Origin of the sequence: Eubacterium barkeri (assembly GCF_900107125.1) — a bacterium.
In the GTDB taxonomy this organism is placed as follows: domain Bacteria; phylum Bacillota; class Clostridia; order Eubacteriales; family Eubacteriaceae; genus Eubacterium_O; species Eubacterium_O barkeri.
This window is the reverse complement of the sequence record NZ_FNOU01000005.1, coordinates 104,418-118,209: the sequence shown is the minus strand read 5'-3', so window position 1 is coordinate 118,209 and position 13,792 is coordinate 104,418. Positions and strand designations below refer to the sequence as shown.

The 13,792-nt window shown below is 49.7% G+C and carries 11 protein-coding genes; 8 read left to right on the top strand and 3 right to left on the bottom strand.

Annotated features, from left to right (window positions below):
• Positions 1-283 precede the first annotated feature (283 nt).
• The 7 genes from BLU30_RS04730 to BLU30_RS04700 all read left to right on the top strand — a co-directional run bounded on the left by BLU30_RS04730 (position 284) and on the right by BLU30_RS04700 (position 8,459).
• Positions 284-1,726, top strand: coding sequence for an NAD(P)/FAD-dependent oxidoreductase (locus tag BLU30_RS04730; protein WP_090243994.1), 1,443 nt, complete (start codon positions 284-286; stop codon positions 1,724-1,726).
• A 9-nt stretch (positions 1,727-1,735) separates the two neighbouring features.
• Positions 1,736-3,001, top strand: coding sequence for an NAD(P)/FAD-dependent oxidoreductase (locus BLU30_RS04725; protein WP_090243992.1), 1,266 nt, complete (start codon positions 1,736-1,738; stop codon positions 2,999-3,001).
• A gap of 49 nt (positions 3,002-3,050) precedes the next feature.
• Positions 3,051-3,380, top strand: a complete 330-nt coding sequence (locus BLU30_RS04720) for a DUF1667 domain-containing protein (RefSeq protein ID WP_422717892.1) — start codon at positions 3,051-3,053, stop codon at positions 3,378-3,380.
• A gap of 23 nt (positions 3,381-3,403) precedes the next feature.
• Entirely contained in the window at positions 3,404-4,972 is a 1,569-nt protein-coding gene (locus tag BLU30_RS04715) for an FGGY-family carbohydrate kinase (RefSeq protein WP_090243989.1), read from the top strand.
• A 246-nt stretch (positions 4,973-5,218) separates the two neighbouring features.
• Positions 5,219-6,931 carry a molecular chaperone DnaK gene (gene dnaK, locus BLU30_RS04710; protein WP_090243987.1) on the top strand — a complete coding sequence of 571 codons (1,713 nt, stop codon included), beginning with the start codon at positions 5,219-5,221 and terminating at the stop codon, positions 6,929-6,931.
• Positions 6,932-6,957: 26 nt separating this feature from the next.
• The gene (locus tag BLU30_RS04705) at positions 6,958-7,809 is read left to right on the top strand and encodes a DUF5685 family protein (RefSeq protein WP_090243985.1); all 852 of its coding nucleotides are present in this window, start codon (positions 6,958-6,960) and stop codon (positions 7,807-7,809) included.
• Complete coding sequence (locus BLU30_RS04700; protein WP_090243983.1) at positions 7,806-8,459, top strand: J domain-containing protein; 654 nt, start codon at positions 7,806-7,808, stop codon at positions 8,457-8,459. The genes BLU30_RS04705 and BLU30_RS04700 overlap by 4 nt, the downstream gene beginning before the upstream one ends.
• Before the next feature lie 62 nt (positions 8,460-8,521).
• Here the strand turns inward: BLU30_RS04700 and BLU30_RS04695 are convergent, their stop codons facing one another.
• The 3 genes from BLU30_RS04695 to BLU30_RS04685 form a co-directional block, all read right to left on the bottom strand.
• Positions 8,522-9,211, bottom strand: coding sequence for an L-ribulose-5-phosphate 4-epimerase (locus BLU30_RS04695; RefSeq protein WP_090243980.1), 690 nt, complete (start codon positions 9,209-9,211; stop codon positions 8,522-8,524).
• Between the two features lie 83 nt (positions 9,212-9,294).
• Positions 9,295-11,124: an ABC transporter ATP-binding protein gene (locus BLU30_RS04690; RefSeq protein ID WP_176770825.1), complete on the bottom strand. Its 1,830-nt coding sequence runs from the start codon at positions 11,122-11,124 to the stop codon at positions 9,295-9,297.
• Complete coding sequence (locus BLU30_RS04685; RefSeq protein WP_090243977.1) at positions 11,111-12,844, bottom strand: ABC transporter ATP-binding protein; 1,734 nt, start codon at positions 12,842-12,844, stop codon at positions 11,111-11,113. Before BLU30_RS04685 ends, BLU30_RS04690 begins: the two co-directional genes overlap by 14 nt.
• A gap of 168 nt (positions 12,845-13,012) precedes the next feature.
• Here BLU30_RS04685 and BLU30_RS04680 point away from each other — a divergent pair, with 168 nt between their 5' ends.
• The gene (locus BLU30_RS04680; RefSeq protein ID WP_090243975.1) at positions 13,013-13,780 is read left to right on the top strand and encodes a substrate-binding domain-containing protein; all 768 of its coding nucleotides are present in this window, start codon (positions 13,013-13,015) and stop codon (positions 13,778-13,780) included.
• Positions 13,781-13,792 lie beyond the last annotated feature (12 nt).

The window sequence follows — 13,792 nt, the reverse complement described above, 5'->3', positions numbered from 1 at the left end:
TAAGATTTTCAAGAAAAAAAGATATATTGAAAATAATTTCGATAGACATATTGAGAATAGTTGCAATATTAAAGGCGAATGGTTGTAAAGTCTGGATGAGCGTTAAACAGGCGAATAACGCGGGAGCGAAAGCGTTCCATTGATGTGGTGGATCCTTTGGCGCGTCCAGAAAAGCCAAAGAATAATCAATAAATTATTGAAATTAATTTCCATATGTTCTTAAAAATCGAATTCATATAAAATGATTACATCGATAAATGATTGAAGAGAGGAGTGTCATAAAATGGTTGACATCGTCATTATTGGAGCGGGTGTAACCGGATGCTGCATCGCCAGGGAATTATCAAAATACGATGCGGCAATTTGTGTCATTGAAAAGGGCGATGATGTCGCCTCGGGAACATCAAAGGGAAATAGTGGTGTTATTCACTCGGGATTCGATGCGAAGCCGGGAACCCTCATGGCTAAGTTAAATGTTGAAGGCAATCGTCTGATGTGGGAGCGGGCAAAGGAATTAGACTTCCCTGTAAAGCAAAACGGGGCACTGGTGGTCTGTACCGATCCAGAAGACCGTGACAAACTGGATGTATTATTGGCCCAGGCCGAGGACAATGGTGTGCCTGGTGTTCGTATTTTAGAGCGGGATGAGGTCTTAGCCATGGAGCCGAATCTTACAGATAGAACGGTCGCGGCGTTATATGCTCCCACTGGCGGCATTATCTGTCCCTTTAACCTGGCCATTGCCATGGGGGAAAATGCCAATGTCAACGGTGTGTCATTTCGTTTTGAGACGGAAGCCCTGTCCATCCAGTCCATTGATGGGGGTTACCGTATCGAAACGAATAAGGGTCCCATTGACACAAAGGCCATTGTCAATGCTGCCGGGGTGTACGCTGACCGATTCCATAATATGGTGAGCTCCAAGAAAATCCATATTACGGCGCGAAAGGGTGAATATCTACTCTTTGATAAAGCTTTGGGAGATGTCTTTAAGGCTTCTGTATTTCCCCTTCCAGGAAAAATGGGGAAGGGCATTCTGACGGCACCTACCATCCATGGTAATCTCTATGTCGGGCCAACGGCTGATGATGTCGAGGATAAAGAGGATTTGTGTACGACGGCAGCCATACTGGATCATCTGGTGGAAAAGGCTGAAACAGCCCATTTGTGCAAACTGGATTTGCCCTTGAATAAGATTATCACCTCCTTTGCAGGACTTCGTGCCCATGAAGACAATCACGAATTCATTGTGGAAGAGGTTTCCGATTCCCCATATTTCTTTGATGCAGCCGGTATTGAGTCTCCGGGTCTTACAAGTTCGCCAGCCATTGGGGTGATGTTGGCAGAGATGATTTCCAAAAGAATGTCTTTGGATGAAAAGAAAAATTTCAGTCCAACACGACGGGGTGTTACCCATTTTAATCAGTTGACAAGGGAAGAACAGATCGAAAAAATTAAAGAGAATCCTGCCTTTGGGCAAATCATCTGCCGCTGTGAAATGGTGACCGAAGGAGAAATCATGGAGGCCATTAATCGTCCCCTGGGGGCACGTTCCATGGATTCCATTAAACGGCGGACCCGTGCAGGGATGGGGCGGTGTCAGGCTGGCTTTTGCACACCGAAGACCATGGAAATCCTTGCCCGGGAAACGGGAATACCCATGACTGAGATTACTAAGAAGGGTGGGCAATCCACTTTGTTGGTTGGGAAAAATAAGGAGCTATAGGGGGACGCCATGGAAAAAAGACAAATGATTATTATTGGTGGTGGCCCGGCGGGTTTGGCAGCAGCATCTGCCGCCCGGGATGCGGGTATAGAGGATATCCTCATTATTGAACGGGATGATCGGCTCGGAGGAATTCTCAATCAATGCATTCACAATGGTTTTGGCCTCCACACCTTTAAAGAGGAGCTCACTGGCCCGGAATACGCTGGGCGCTATATGGATATGGTGGCGGACCTAGAAATTGAGATCATGCTGCACACGATGGTTATGGATATTAATGGGGACCGGGTGGTCACATGTATGAATAAAACCCAGGGTCTCATGGAAATCCAGGGGGATGCTATTATTTTAGCCATGGGCTGCCGGGAACGGCCAAGGGGGGCACTGAATATCCCTGGATCTCGCCCGGCGGGGATTTACACTGCGGGTACTGCCCAGCGCTTGGTCAACATGGAGGGATTGATGCCCGGGAAAAAGGTGGTCATTCTGGGGTCCGGGGATATTGGCCTGATTATGGCCAGACGCATGACCCTGGAGGGTGCGGATGTCCAGGTGGTTGCAGAATTAATGCCCTATTCCGGAGGGTTGAAACGAAACATCGTTCAATGCCTGGATGATTTTGAAATTCCCCTTAAGTTAAGCCATACCGTTACGGATATCCGTGGCCGTGAGCGGCTTGAAGGGGTTACGATTGCTGAGGTTGGGCCGGATCGGAAGCCCATCCCCGGGACAGAAACAGACTATGACTGTGACACGCTCCTCCTATCTGTTGGGTTAATCCCGGAAAATGAGTTATCCGAAAAAATCGGGGTAACCCTCAATGGGGTGACCAGTGGTCCCCTGGTGGATGAATGTTTTGAAACCAATGTTCCCGGCGTGTTTGCCTGCGGGAATGTGCTTCATGTCCATGATTTAGTGGATTTTGTATCAGAAGAAGCGGCCCAGGCAGGGCGTAATGCGGCTCGGTATATTTTAGGAAAATTACCTGGGGAGAATCCTGAAAAACAGATTCAGGTGGTTAGTGGTGCGGGGATTAGCTATACCGTGCCCAACACCATCGATCCGGAAAGAGCCCCGGACTCTGTGAAGATTCGCTTTAGAGTGCGACAGATCTTTAAGGATCAAAGGATCATCGTCACCGCGGATGGCGTGCCAATCAAGCATAAAAAACGCCGAATCATGGCACCTGGTGAGATGGAAGAAATTGTACTGACCCAGGGAGATTTGGGGAAGAAGGCTGGGATCAAAGAAATCCGGTTAGAAATAGGGGAGTAGAAAGGGGCGCATTATTGTGAAAAAGACCATTACGTGCATTAGCTGCCCTATGGGCTGTCAGATTACAGCAACCATTGAAGCGGGTGTGGTGACAGCAGTGGAGGGCAATACCTGTGCCCGGGGAGAAAAATATGCCAGGAAGGAGGTCATAAGCCCGACACGCATTGTCACCTCAACCGTTAAAGTGAATGGCGGGGACCTTCCTGTGGTATCGGTAAAAACAGCATCGGATATTCCCAAGGGAAACGTTAAAAATTGTGTCCAGGCCCTAAGGGGACTTTCTGTCCAGGCACCGGTGAGCATCGGACAAATTGTTTTGGAAAATGTGGCGGGAACGGGGGTTTCCATCATTGCCACAAAGGAAATTGGGGTTTCATAAATAATAAGTGTGAGAGGGTTATGATGAAAGAAAAGAAATATGTGGTTGGTGTGGATTGTGGGACCACCAGTAGTAAAACGGTCGTTTTCGACTTTGAAGGAACAGCCATGGGTTATGGGCAGAAAATGAATCCATTGACCTACCCTGCCGTGGGAAGGGTAGAATGTGATGGACCTGCCATGATTAAAACCTTGTATGAGACCTGTCGGGAGGCCATTAGAAATAGTGGCGTCGATCCTGAAGAAATTGCCGCGGTGAGCTTTGATATGTTCCGATGCACCATGGTGACAAGGGATGCCCAAGGAGGCTTTACCACCCCCATCATTATTTGGCAGGATCTGCGCAGTGCAGAAATGCTGCCGGATATGGAGGCTCAGTTAAAAAATCATGGAATGGCCCCGGATGATCTGTACGATTTGTGCGGCATGCCCTTGGGGGGTGTCAACCCATCGGGAAAACTTCAGTGGGTAAAAAAGCATCAGCCTGAAGCTTACGAAAAGGCGGTTCGAATTCATACCATGATGGGACTGTTGACCAAGGCCTTTGGCGCAGAGGATTATTATGACGATATTAATGATACCCCCTGGCTGCAGCTCAATGGGGAAGACTTTGAGTATAGCCCTAAGCTTTGTGAGGTTTTTGGGGTGGATATCGATAAGCTGGCACCACTGAAAAAGACCGGGGAGATTATTGGCTATGTGACCGAGGATGTTTCTGGAAAAACCGGATTAGCGGTTGGGACGCCATTGGTCATGGGGACTGGTGACCAGCAGTCCGGTTGTATTGGATGTGGCTGTACCTCCGAAGGGATTGGATACGCCTGTGGTGGAACTGCGGGGATTACTGCCGGAAAGTCCCGGAATATATTAAGAGATCCTTTGCGAAAATGCTATGTTTTAGGAACGCCTGATGGTGCCTATGTGATGGAAGGTCAATCCAATGCTGCTGGATCTGCCTTTAAATGGTTTAAAAATGAAATTTGTAAAGTGGAAGATATTGCAGCATCCAGCTGTGGTATGGAGGTCTATGATTTTCTGACAACAGAAGCCAAGCAATCCGCCCCAGGTGCCAATGGTGTGTTTTTTCTGCCCTATCTTCAGGGAGCCAACACCCCCAATTACGAAGCCAATGCCCGGGGAACCCTGATGGGAATGACCTTTGCCCATACCCGAAGCGATATGGTCCGTGCGGTGATGGAAGGGATTTGTTACGACATCCGGGATATGCTGGATGCGATGGTGGCGGGGAACGTGCCCGATTATAATACCGTTCGGCTGACTGGTGGAGTTGCCCGTTCCCATTATTGGTGCCAAATGCAGGCCGATATCTATAATCGCCCCTGTGAAACCGTGGCGGTAGAGGAAGCTACCGCATTGGGATGCGCCATGGTCGCGGCTGTTGGCGTTGGGGTTTATCAGGACTATGAAGAAGCCGCAGAACACATGGTCAAGGTAACCCGTCGGTATGAACCGGATCCAGAAAATGTCGCTCGCTATGAAGACGCATACCGAACCTGGCAGGCCGTATACCACGGCCTATCCGGAGCCGCCTTTGATGCGGTCAAGGATTTTCAGGAGAAATATCGGGATTGATGGTATTGAGCCACCCCTTAAATAAATAGTGGCGGTGACCCTGCGAGGTACGAGACGAAAGTTTCGCACCTCGCTTTTTTGTGTGGCGCTGTTTTATTGCAGACGACCCACCCGCCAGATCGTCAGGGTAATTTTTAAATCAGCTAAAATAGCGGTTGCAAGTCAATTTTGTTAATCTTGTGTTTAAAAACCTCTGATATGCTCATTAAATTAAATGAGATGGAACACTATTGGAGGCAATGAAAAATGAGTAAAGTTATTGGAATCGACCTGGGAACCACCAACTCCTGTGTGGCGGTGATGGAAGGGGGCGATACCGTCATTATACCAACGGGGGAGGGGCGGCGGACGACCCCTTCCATCGTCGCCTTTACCAAGGATGGCGAACGACTGGTGGGGGAATCTGCCAAACGTCAGGCCCTGACAAATCCCAAGGAAACGGTACGGTCCATTAAGCGAAAAATGGGAACGGATGAAAAGCGTCAGTTAGGTGGTCGGGGCTATACACCCACGGAAATTTCGGCCATGATTCTCGGTAGTCTGAAGGAAGGGGCTGAAAGCTTCCTGGGGGAACGGGTTACGGATGCTGTCATCACCGTTCCCGCCTATTTCTCAGATGCCCAGCGCCAGGCCACCAAGGATGCCGGAAAGATCGCGGGCCTCAATGTTCTGCGGATTATCAATGAGCCCACAGCGGCAGCTCTGGCCTATGGAATGGATAAGGAGCAAAACCAAAAGGTCGTGGTTTACGATTTAGGTGGCGGGACCTTTGATATCTCAGTCCTGAATATTGGGGACGGGGTCATCGAGGTGCTGGCCACCGCCGGGGACAACCGTTTGGGGGGCGATGATTTTGACGCGCGAATCCTAAAGGAGTTGGTTGCCAGGTTTAAAGAGGAAACGGGGATTAATCTGGAGCAGGACCCCATTGCCCTGCAGCGGGTGAAGGAAGCGGCGGAGGTGGCAAAGATTGAATTATCCAGCACCGTGACCACCCAGGTGATGCTGCCCTTTTTAACTTCCGATGCCAGTGGGCCAAAGAATATGGATCTTTCCCTCAGCCGGGCCCGTTTTGAGGAATTGACGGCGGACTTGGTGGAACGGACTATGACACCCTTTAAGCAGGCCATTTCAGATTCGGGACTGGCCCTATCCGATATCGGCCGGGTGCTTTTGGTGGGCGGGTCCACCCGAATTCCGGCGGTACAGCAGGCTGTTCGGGATTATACGGGCAAGGAGCCCTTTAAGGGGATTAATCCCGATGAGTGTGTGGCGATGGGTGCCGCCATCCAGGGCGGGGTCCTCGGCGGTGAGGTGAATGGCCTGCTGCTATTGGACGTCACGCCCTTATCTTTGGGCATTGAAACCATGGGTGGGGTATGCAGCCGTCTCATTGATCGCAATACCACGATCCCCATTACCAGAAGTCAGGTTTTCTCCACCGCCCAAAATTTCCAGACCAAGGTGGAGATCAACGTGCTCCAGGGGGAACGGCAAATGGCCAAGGATAATAAAAGCCTCGGTAAATTTGTTTTAAAGGGAATCAAGCGGGCGCCTCGGGGAGTGCCCCAAATCGAGGTGACCTTTAATATTGACGCCAATGGGATTGTTAATGTATCGGCCAAGGATTTAGGGACGGGTAAGGCCCAGGAGATCACCATCGAAAATGCCAAGGGCTTATCGGATGCAGATATCGATCATGCCATCCAGGATGCGGAGCGTTATCGGGCAGAGGATGATGCCATCCGGGAGGCCGCAGAGGTGAAAGCCCGGGCAGAGAATCTTTTGTACCGGGCAGCTACAACCCTTAAGGGACTGGATAAAACCCAGAAGGTGGAAAAGAATCGGATTAAGGATGCGGAAAAAGATTTGCGGAAGGTCCTTAAGCGTAAAGACGATGCTGGTCTTACCCAATACAGTGACACTCTGGAAGCTATTTTGGATGAGGTGAGCCTTTAGGATCACCCGTCGGATGAGGAGAAGCCATGTTTGGATACGTCGTTGCTAATCGGGAGGCCTTATCGGAAGAGGACCAGGCCCGATATGAAAAATACTATTGTGGGGTTTGCCACAGCCTGGGAGTGGAACACGGTGCCTACTGCCGGACCACCCTGTCCTACGATATGACCTTTTTAGCCCTGTTTTTAGATGGACTTACCGGGGATGAGGGCGCCATTGGAGCGGAGCGCTGTGTGATGAAGCCCACTAAAAGGCATGACTTTATCACAGGGCCGGCCATGGCCTACGCCGCAGATATGAATATTGCCCTCACCTGGCATAAATGTATGGATGACTGGGTGGACGATCGTAAAATCGCAGGGTTGAGCGGGGCCAAGCTCTTTGGCCGGGCTTATCGCCGGGCAGCGAACCGCTGGCACAGACAGTGCCAGTCCATTGAGGCGGGGCTTAAGGCGATGGGAGAGATGGAGCGTCTTGGGGAAACCAACCCCGATGCACCCGCTGCTGTCTTTGGGTGGATCATGGGGGAGCTCTTCGTAATGGACCCTGATTCTCCCAATGCCCCGGAGCTGCGGCGCTTTGGGGATGCTCTCGGTCGCTTTATTTACATCATGGATGCGGTGATGGATTTAAAGGAAGACTTAAAGAAAGAGCGTTACAATCCCCTAATGGCCATTACCAAACTGGAACCGGTGGCGCTACTGAGTATGCTGTTATCAGACTGTACCGCCGCCTATGGGGCACTGCCTCCGAATCGTAATGACACTATCATCAAAAATGTGTTATACTCAGGGGTATGGATTCCTTATGCCTCGGCACATCCTGAAGAAAGCCGTGGGGAACAGAGGGCCAAAAAAGAAAAAGGTGAAGAAGAGTGACAAAGAACCCGTATGAGGTGTTGGGCGTTTCAGAAAACGCCACGGAAGAAGAGATTGCCAAGGCCTATCGAAGCCTGGCTAAAAAATATCATCCCGACTTAAATCCCAATGATCCGGTGGCTGCACAAAAGATGAGCGCGGTTAACGAAGCCTTCGATCAGATTAAGAATGGCGATCCGGTCACGCGGCAGCGGGAATACCATTATTCAGAAGAGGGCTACAGCCAGGGGCAAAGCGCCGGTGGCTTTGGCGGATTTGGTGGCGGATATCAGGAATACGGTAGCTATGGCACCCAGGATCCCCTGGCCATGGCCCAGTTTTTAATCCAGCTCAGACAATATGTTCAGGCCCTTCAGCTTCTGAACCAGGTGAGGAATCGGACGGCTCAATGGTATGCCTTAAGCGCCATTGCCAATTACAATACAGGGAACCGGATTACCGCTATGGAACATGCCGGCCGGGCGGTGGAGATGGAACCGGGAAATGGGGAATACCGCCAGATTTTAGATCAGATTCAAAATGGTGGCCAGGCCTATCAGCGTCAGGCTCAAAGTTATGGCGGTTCGGCCATGGCCATGAATCTGTGCTGCACCGGACTGTGCCTGTCCCAGATGTGTTTTGGTCCAATCTGTTGTATGCGGCCCTTTTAGAATAGAAATTTAAAAAGCCCTCAATCCACCGTAAAGCATGGATTGAGGGCTTTTATTTGGCCTTATTGTCCGTAGTACGCATGGTCCCCATGCTTGCGATAGAAATGCTTTTGAAGGAGAATCTCAGCCATGGGCTGGGGGTCTTTTCCCATCATCATCTCGGTATGGTAGGCCATTTTAGCCACCTCTTCCATAACCACGGCATTGTGCACTGCATTTTGGGCATCGCATCCCCAGGCAAAGGGACCATGGCTTTTAATCAGGACTCCTGGAATATAGCTGGGATTAAGGTTTTCAAAGGTTTCGATAATAACGGAGCCCGTATTGCGCTCATAATCTCCTTTGATCTCCTCTGGTGTTAAATCCCGGGAGCAGGGAATATTCCCTGAGAAATAATCGGCATGGGTGGTTCCGTAGGCCACGATGGGGCGTCCGGCCTGGGCAAAGCTGGTGGCCCAGGGAGAATGGGTGTGCACGACCCCCTGGATTCCCTTGAAGTTTCGGTAAATCTCAAGGTGGGTATCCGTATCGGAGGAAGGCTTCAGCTTACCATCGACAATTTTACCCTCTAAATCAACAACGACCATATCCTCAGGTTTTAAAGCATCGTAGGCCACGCCAGAGGGCTTGATGACCACCAGTCCGCTGTCTGCATCAAAACCCGAGACGTTGCCCCAGGTAAAGGTGACTAATCCGTATTTTGGCAGCAGCATATTGGCGGAGTAGACCTCTTGTTTAAAATCGTCCAGCATCACAATCCTCTTTTCTCAATTTCCAATAGAATGTTTGAAAAATGTTTTATTTGTTCGTATAATAGCACATTTAGGCAAGAAGGTCAACTGATTCTCTCTCTGGAATCGGTGTAAGGCTTTTCATTAGAATCGCCATTTTTCAGGAAAAGGGTATAATATAAGCCCTTTTTTGCCATTAGTGTGCCGTGGTTTCCCGCTTCAACGATTTTCCCCCCATCCATCACATAAATCATATCCGAATCCATAATTGTATCCAGACGCTTGGCAATAAGGATAAGGGTCTGTTTTGCCATGCTTTGGCGTAAGTTATCCCAGATTCGGGCTTCTGTAAGGGTATCAGTGCTGGCGGTGGCATCATCCAGAACCAAAAGGGGTGGACGGGTGGCCAGGGCCCGGGCGATGGTCAGGAGCTGACGCTGTCCCAGGGAAAGGGGTAATCCTGCACGATCTAAAGGGGTGTCGTACCCTTGGGGAAGGCGTGTAATAAAATCATGGGCACAGGCTAATCTGGCTGCATTTTCAACCTCGGCCTGGGTGGCCTTGGGGTTTCCATATCGAATATTATCCCGAACCGTTCCGGAGAAAAGGTGGGTATCCTGGAGAACGGTTCCCATGGAGCGTCGCAGTGGTTCGAGCTGGAGGGCGGATAGGTTCTGACCGTCACAGCTGATGCTTCCTTGAGCAACGGGATAAAATCGGTTGAGGAGTTTAATAAGGGTACTTTTTCCTGAACCACTGGTTCCGACGATGGCTACCTTCTGGCCACTTTCTATTGCTAAATCGATATGGGAAAGAACACACTGTCCCGGGATATAGCCAAAGGAAACATCCTTAAACGCCAAATGCCCTTGGATGGGCTGTTTAAGGGGGGCACCACCTGTCCCCTGAAGGGGAATATCCATTAAATCAAAAATACGTTTAGCCCCAGCCATGGCAGTCACCATGGCATTCATCTGCTCACCCAAAGCATCCACTGGATTGAGGAATTTGTGGGTCAAGGCGATAAAAGACACCAATGCCCCCAGGGAGAGGGGGCTGATTCCCGTCAGTATGAGGCATCCTCCCACCATGGCCACCAGAGCATACTGAATATTCACCCCGTTGTCAATGAGGGGTTCCATTAAATTTCCGGTGGTATTGGCAAGGGTACTTTGCCTAAAAAGCGTGTCGTTTTTCTGAGCAAAATCCCTTTCTACCGCCTCTTCCCGACCAAAAACCTTAATAATCATTTCTCCATGGAGCATTTCTTCAATGGTACTATCAATATCGGCCAGGGAATCTTGCTGCTTGATAAAATAGTGGCTGCCGGCACCTTCAATCATTCGGTTCAGCCAGAAAATGAGTAACAGTGTCACAAGGACAAGAAGGGTTAATGGTATGCTGATAAAAACCATCGATGTAAAAACGAAGATAATCGTCACGATCATGGTAAGCCCATCAACAACACTTTGGGAAAGCATCTCCCGGAGGGCATCGGTATCGGTGGTGTAGTGGCTCATAACGTCGCCCCGGGGATGATGGTCAAAATAAGCCATGGGCAAATGTTCCATATGGGTGAAAAGCTCATCACGAATGGTTTGCATGATACCCTGGGTAATTTTAACCATAAAACGTCCGCTGTAGAGGGTTGCGAAAACGCCTAGGAAATAAATGCCGCCAATGACGGCTGTGGCCATGAGCAGCGGTCCAAAATTGGGTGTGCTTTGGGATAAAAGGGGGGTGATGTAATGGTCAATGACATCCCCGATATAGAGGGCACTTAACACATTGGTAATGGCACTGAGGGTGACTAAAAGGATAACGGCGATAAATCGGCCCCAATATGCCCTTCGGATATAAGCGAAAAGTCGTCGAAGGGTGGGGCCGTCCATTTCCCGAAGGGCCTTTAAGGAGACGGTTTTATGCTGTTTCATGGCAACTCCTTTGCTGTTCGGCCGCCATTTGGCTGTAAATGGTATTATGGGCCAACAGATCGCGATGGGTTCCCAGGGCATCCATCTTCCCGTTTTTTAGGACAAGAATGCGGTCGGCATCCTGAATGGAGCGAATGCGTTGGGTGATGACGAATTTGGTGGTGTTGGGCAGATAACGGCGAAAGGCCTGTTGGATGGCCGCATCGGTATTATCGTCCAGGGCAGCGGTGGCATCATCCAGAATCAGAATCTTAGGTTTGGCCAGGAAAGCCCGGGCAATACAGATCCGCTGACGCTGCCCCTCGGATAAATTGGTCCCCCCTTGCTTGAGAAAGGTATGGTACCCCAGGGGGAGCGCTTCGATGAAGGTGTCCGCACAGGCCAGATGACAAACCCTTGAAATCTCGTCATCGCTGGCCTGGGGATTCCCCCAGAGCAGGTTTTCTTTGATGCTTCCGGAAAAGAGGACGTTTTTTTGAAGAACAATGGCAATGGATTTCCGCAGGGCTTTTAAATCCACCTGTCGTACATCGGTGCCTCCCACCAGAAGGGTCCCCTGGGTGACATCGTACAGGCGGGGGATGAGGTGGGCCAGCGTCGATTTTCCACTGCCGGTTTCTCCGATGATGCCGATGGCTTCACCAGGGCTGACAAAGAAATCAATGTCCGACAGGCTGGAGTGTTCAGGATCCTGGGTATAGCTAAAGCTGACGTGTTCAAAGCGGATGGAGCCATCAGCAGTAAAAGGGGCTGGAGGGTCAGCCACTGCCAGCTGGCTGTCATCGCAAAGGACCTCCGCAATGCGATTGGCCGAAGTCCCTGCGATGGTGAGGATGGCCAGTGCGGAAGAAATATTGGTAAGGCTGGTAATCATCTGAGCCGTGTACATGATGAGGCTGGCCAGATCACCTGTACTCAGACTGCCCGCGACAATAAGATGAGCACCCAGCCAGGCTATAGCCATGGTACAGAGGTACATGAGGGATTGGATCAGGGGGGTATTGTAGGACATGATATGTTTTGCCTGGCTAAAATAATGGGTTATATCCTGGGAAATTTTTTTAAAACGGTGAATTTCAGCATCTTCCTGGGCGAAAGATTTAACGACGTCAATGGCATTGAGGTTTTCCTGGACCAGATGGTTGAGCTGATCGTATTTCTCATAGACGGCATTAAAAAGGGGTGAGGCCCTTCGGATGATGATCAAAAGCCCAAGAAGAATAAACGGTGAAGCACCTAAAAAGAGGATACCCAGTTGAAAATTGAGATTAAGGCAGAGGATCAAACAGACCAGAAAGACCATGGGAGAGCGGACCAGTACCCGAATCAGGAGCATATAGGCATTTTGGACATTGGTGACATCGGTGGTCATTCGGGTAATGAGGCTGGCGTTGGTAAAGCGGTTAATAGTATAAAAGGAAAAACCCTGGATGTGATGGAATAAATCATGGCGTAGGTTATGGGCAAAGCCCGCAGCAGCCCGGGCGGCGATGTGCCCTGAGAAAATGCCAAGGAGCAGAGCGATGAGGGCAGAGAGTACCATGGCCAGGCCGTAGGTTATAATGGCAGTGATATCACCGTGATTCAGCCCGGTATCAATAAGGTTTGCCATAAAGAAGGGAACCAATGCCTCGAGGATAGCCTCCAGGGTGACCAAGAGGGGCGATAGGATCGAATCCCCTTTAAATTCCCGAATAGAGCCGGAAAGCTGCTTAACCATGGCGACCTCCTGTTGTGTAATGTGGTTATGATACTCTGGAATACTTAAATTGAATAAACATGATAAACAAATATCAGCGGTTGCAAAAAAAATATTATGATGTTACAATGAATTTATCGAGTTATTTTGAAAAATAACTTGATAAATAGAAAGCGGGAGGCTTGTATTATGAAAAAGAAATTTTTGGTGGTGATGTTGGCGGTATGTTTGGCCTTGGGCATGTCTGGGTGTATCAGCGGTGAAAGGGCTAAAAAAAATGAGTTGGCGGGTCAATCCTTACTGATTTACTGCGGGGCAGGAATGAAAGAGCCCTTTCAAAAGATTGCGGATGCCTTCAAGGAAGAAACCGGCTGTGAGATGAACGTCACCTTTGCCAATGCAGCGCAGATTCAGACCCAGATTAATGAATCGAAAGAAGGGGATTTCTTTATTGCTGGTTCTGGGGAAGAGGTAAAACCTGTGGGTCAATACGTTGAAAGCAGTGTGGATTTAGTGAAACATATTCCCGTTTTAGCAGTGGCCAAGGGCAATCCCAAGGGGATTACCGGTATTGGGGACTTAGGGAAGGAAGGCATCACAACGGTTATCGGGGATCCGGAATCAACCCCCATTGGTAAAATCGCTAAGAAAGCATTTGTCGATTTTGGCGTGGCGAATACCGTTACGCTGGTCGCGACAACGACGACAGCCCCTCAACTGGCTACCGTTATTGCCGCAGGAGAAGCCGATGCCACCATTGTATGGAAAGAAAATTGTAATGTGGATAGTGTGGAAATCTGCGAAACCACCGATCTGGACCCATACACCAAGACCATTCCGGCGGCACGTTTGAATTTTAATACGGATAACAAGGCGGCGGATACCTTCAGTGAATTTCTGGTCAGTGATACAGTACACGGGATCTGGAACGCCTTTGGATACGAAGTCCTGCAATGAGGCATCTGAAAA

What these genes read in the sequence shown, in the direction of transcription:
- BLU30_RS04730 (WP_090243994.1), top strand. Translation starts at nt 284, where the DNA reads ATGGTTGACATCGTCATTATTGGAGCGGGTGTAACCGGATGCTGCATC.
- BLU30_RS04725 (WP_090243992.1), top strand. Translation starts at nt 1,736, where the DNA reads ATGGAAAAAAGACAAATGATTATTATTGGTGGTGGCCCGGCGGGTTTG.
- BLU30_RS04720 (WP_422717892.1), top strand. Translation starts at nt 3,051, where the DNA reads ATGGGCTGTCAGATTACAGCAACCATTGAAGCGGGTGTGGTGACAGCA.
- BLU30_RS04715 (WP_090243989.1), top strand. Translation starts at nt 3,404, where the DNA reads ATGAAAGAAAAGAAATATGTGGTTGGTGTGGATTGTGGGACCACCAGT.
- dnaK (WP_090243987.1), top strand. Translation starts at nt 5,219, where the DNA reads ATGAGTAAAGTTATTGGAATCGACCTGGGAACCACCAACTCCTGTGTG.
- BLU30_RS04705 (WP_090243985.1), top strand. Translation starts at nt 6,958, where the DNA reads ATGTTTGGATACGTCGTTGCTAATCGGGAGGCCTTATCGGAAGAGGAC.
- BLU30_RS04695 (WP_090243980.1), bottom strand. Translation starts at nt 9,211, where the DNA reads ATGCTGGACGATTTTAAACAAGAGGTCTACTCCGCCAATATGCTGCTG.
- BLU30_RS04690 (WP_176770825.1), bottom strand. Translation starts at nt 11,124, where the DNA reads ATGAAACAGCATAAAACCGTCTCCTTAAAGGCCCTTCGGGAAATGGAC.
- BLU30_RS04685 (WP_090243977.1), bottom strand. Translation starts at nt 12,844, where the DNA reads ATGGTTAAGCAGCTTTCCGGCTCTATTCGGGAATTTAAAGGGGATTCG.
- BLU30_RS04680 (WP_090243975.1), top strand. Translation starts at nt 13,013, where the DNA reads ATGAAAAAGAAATTTTTGGTGGTGATGTTGGCGGTATGTTTGGCCTTG.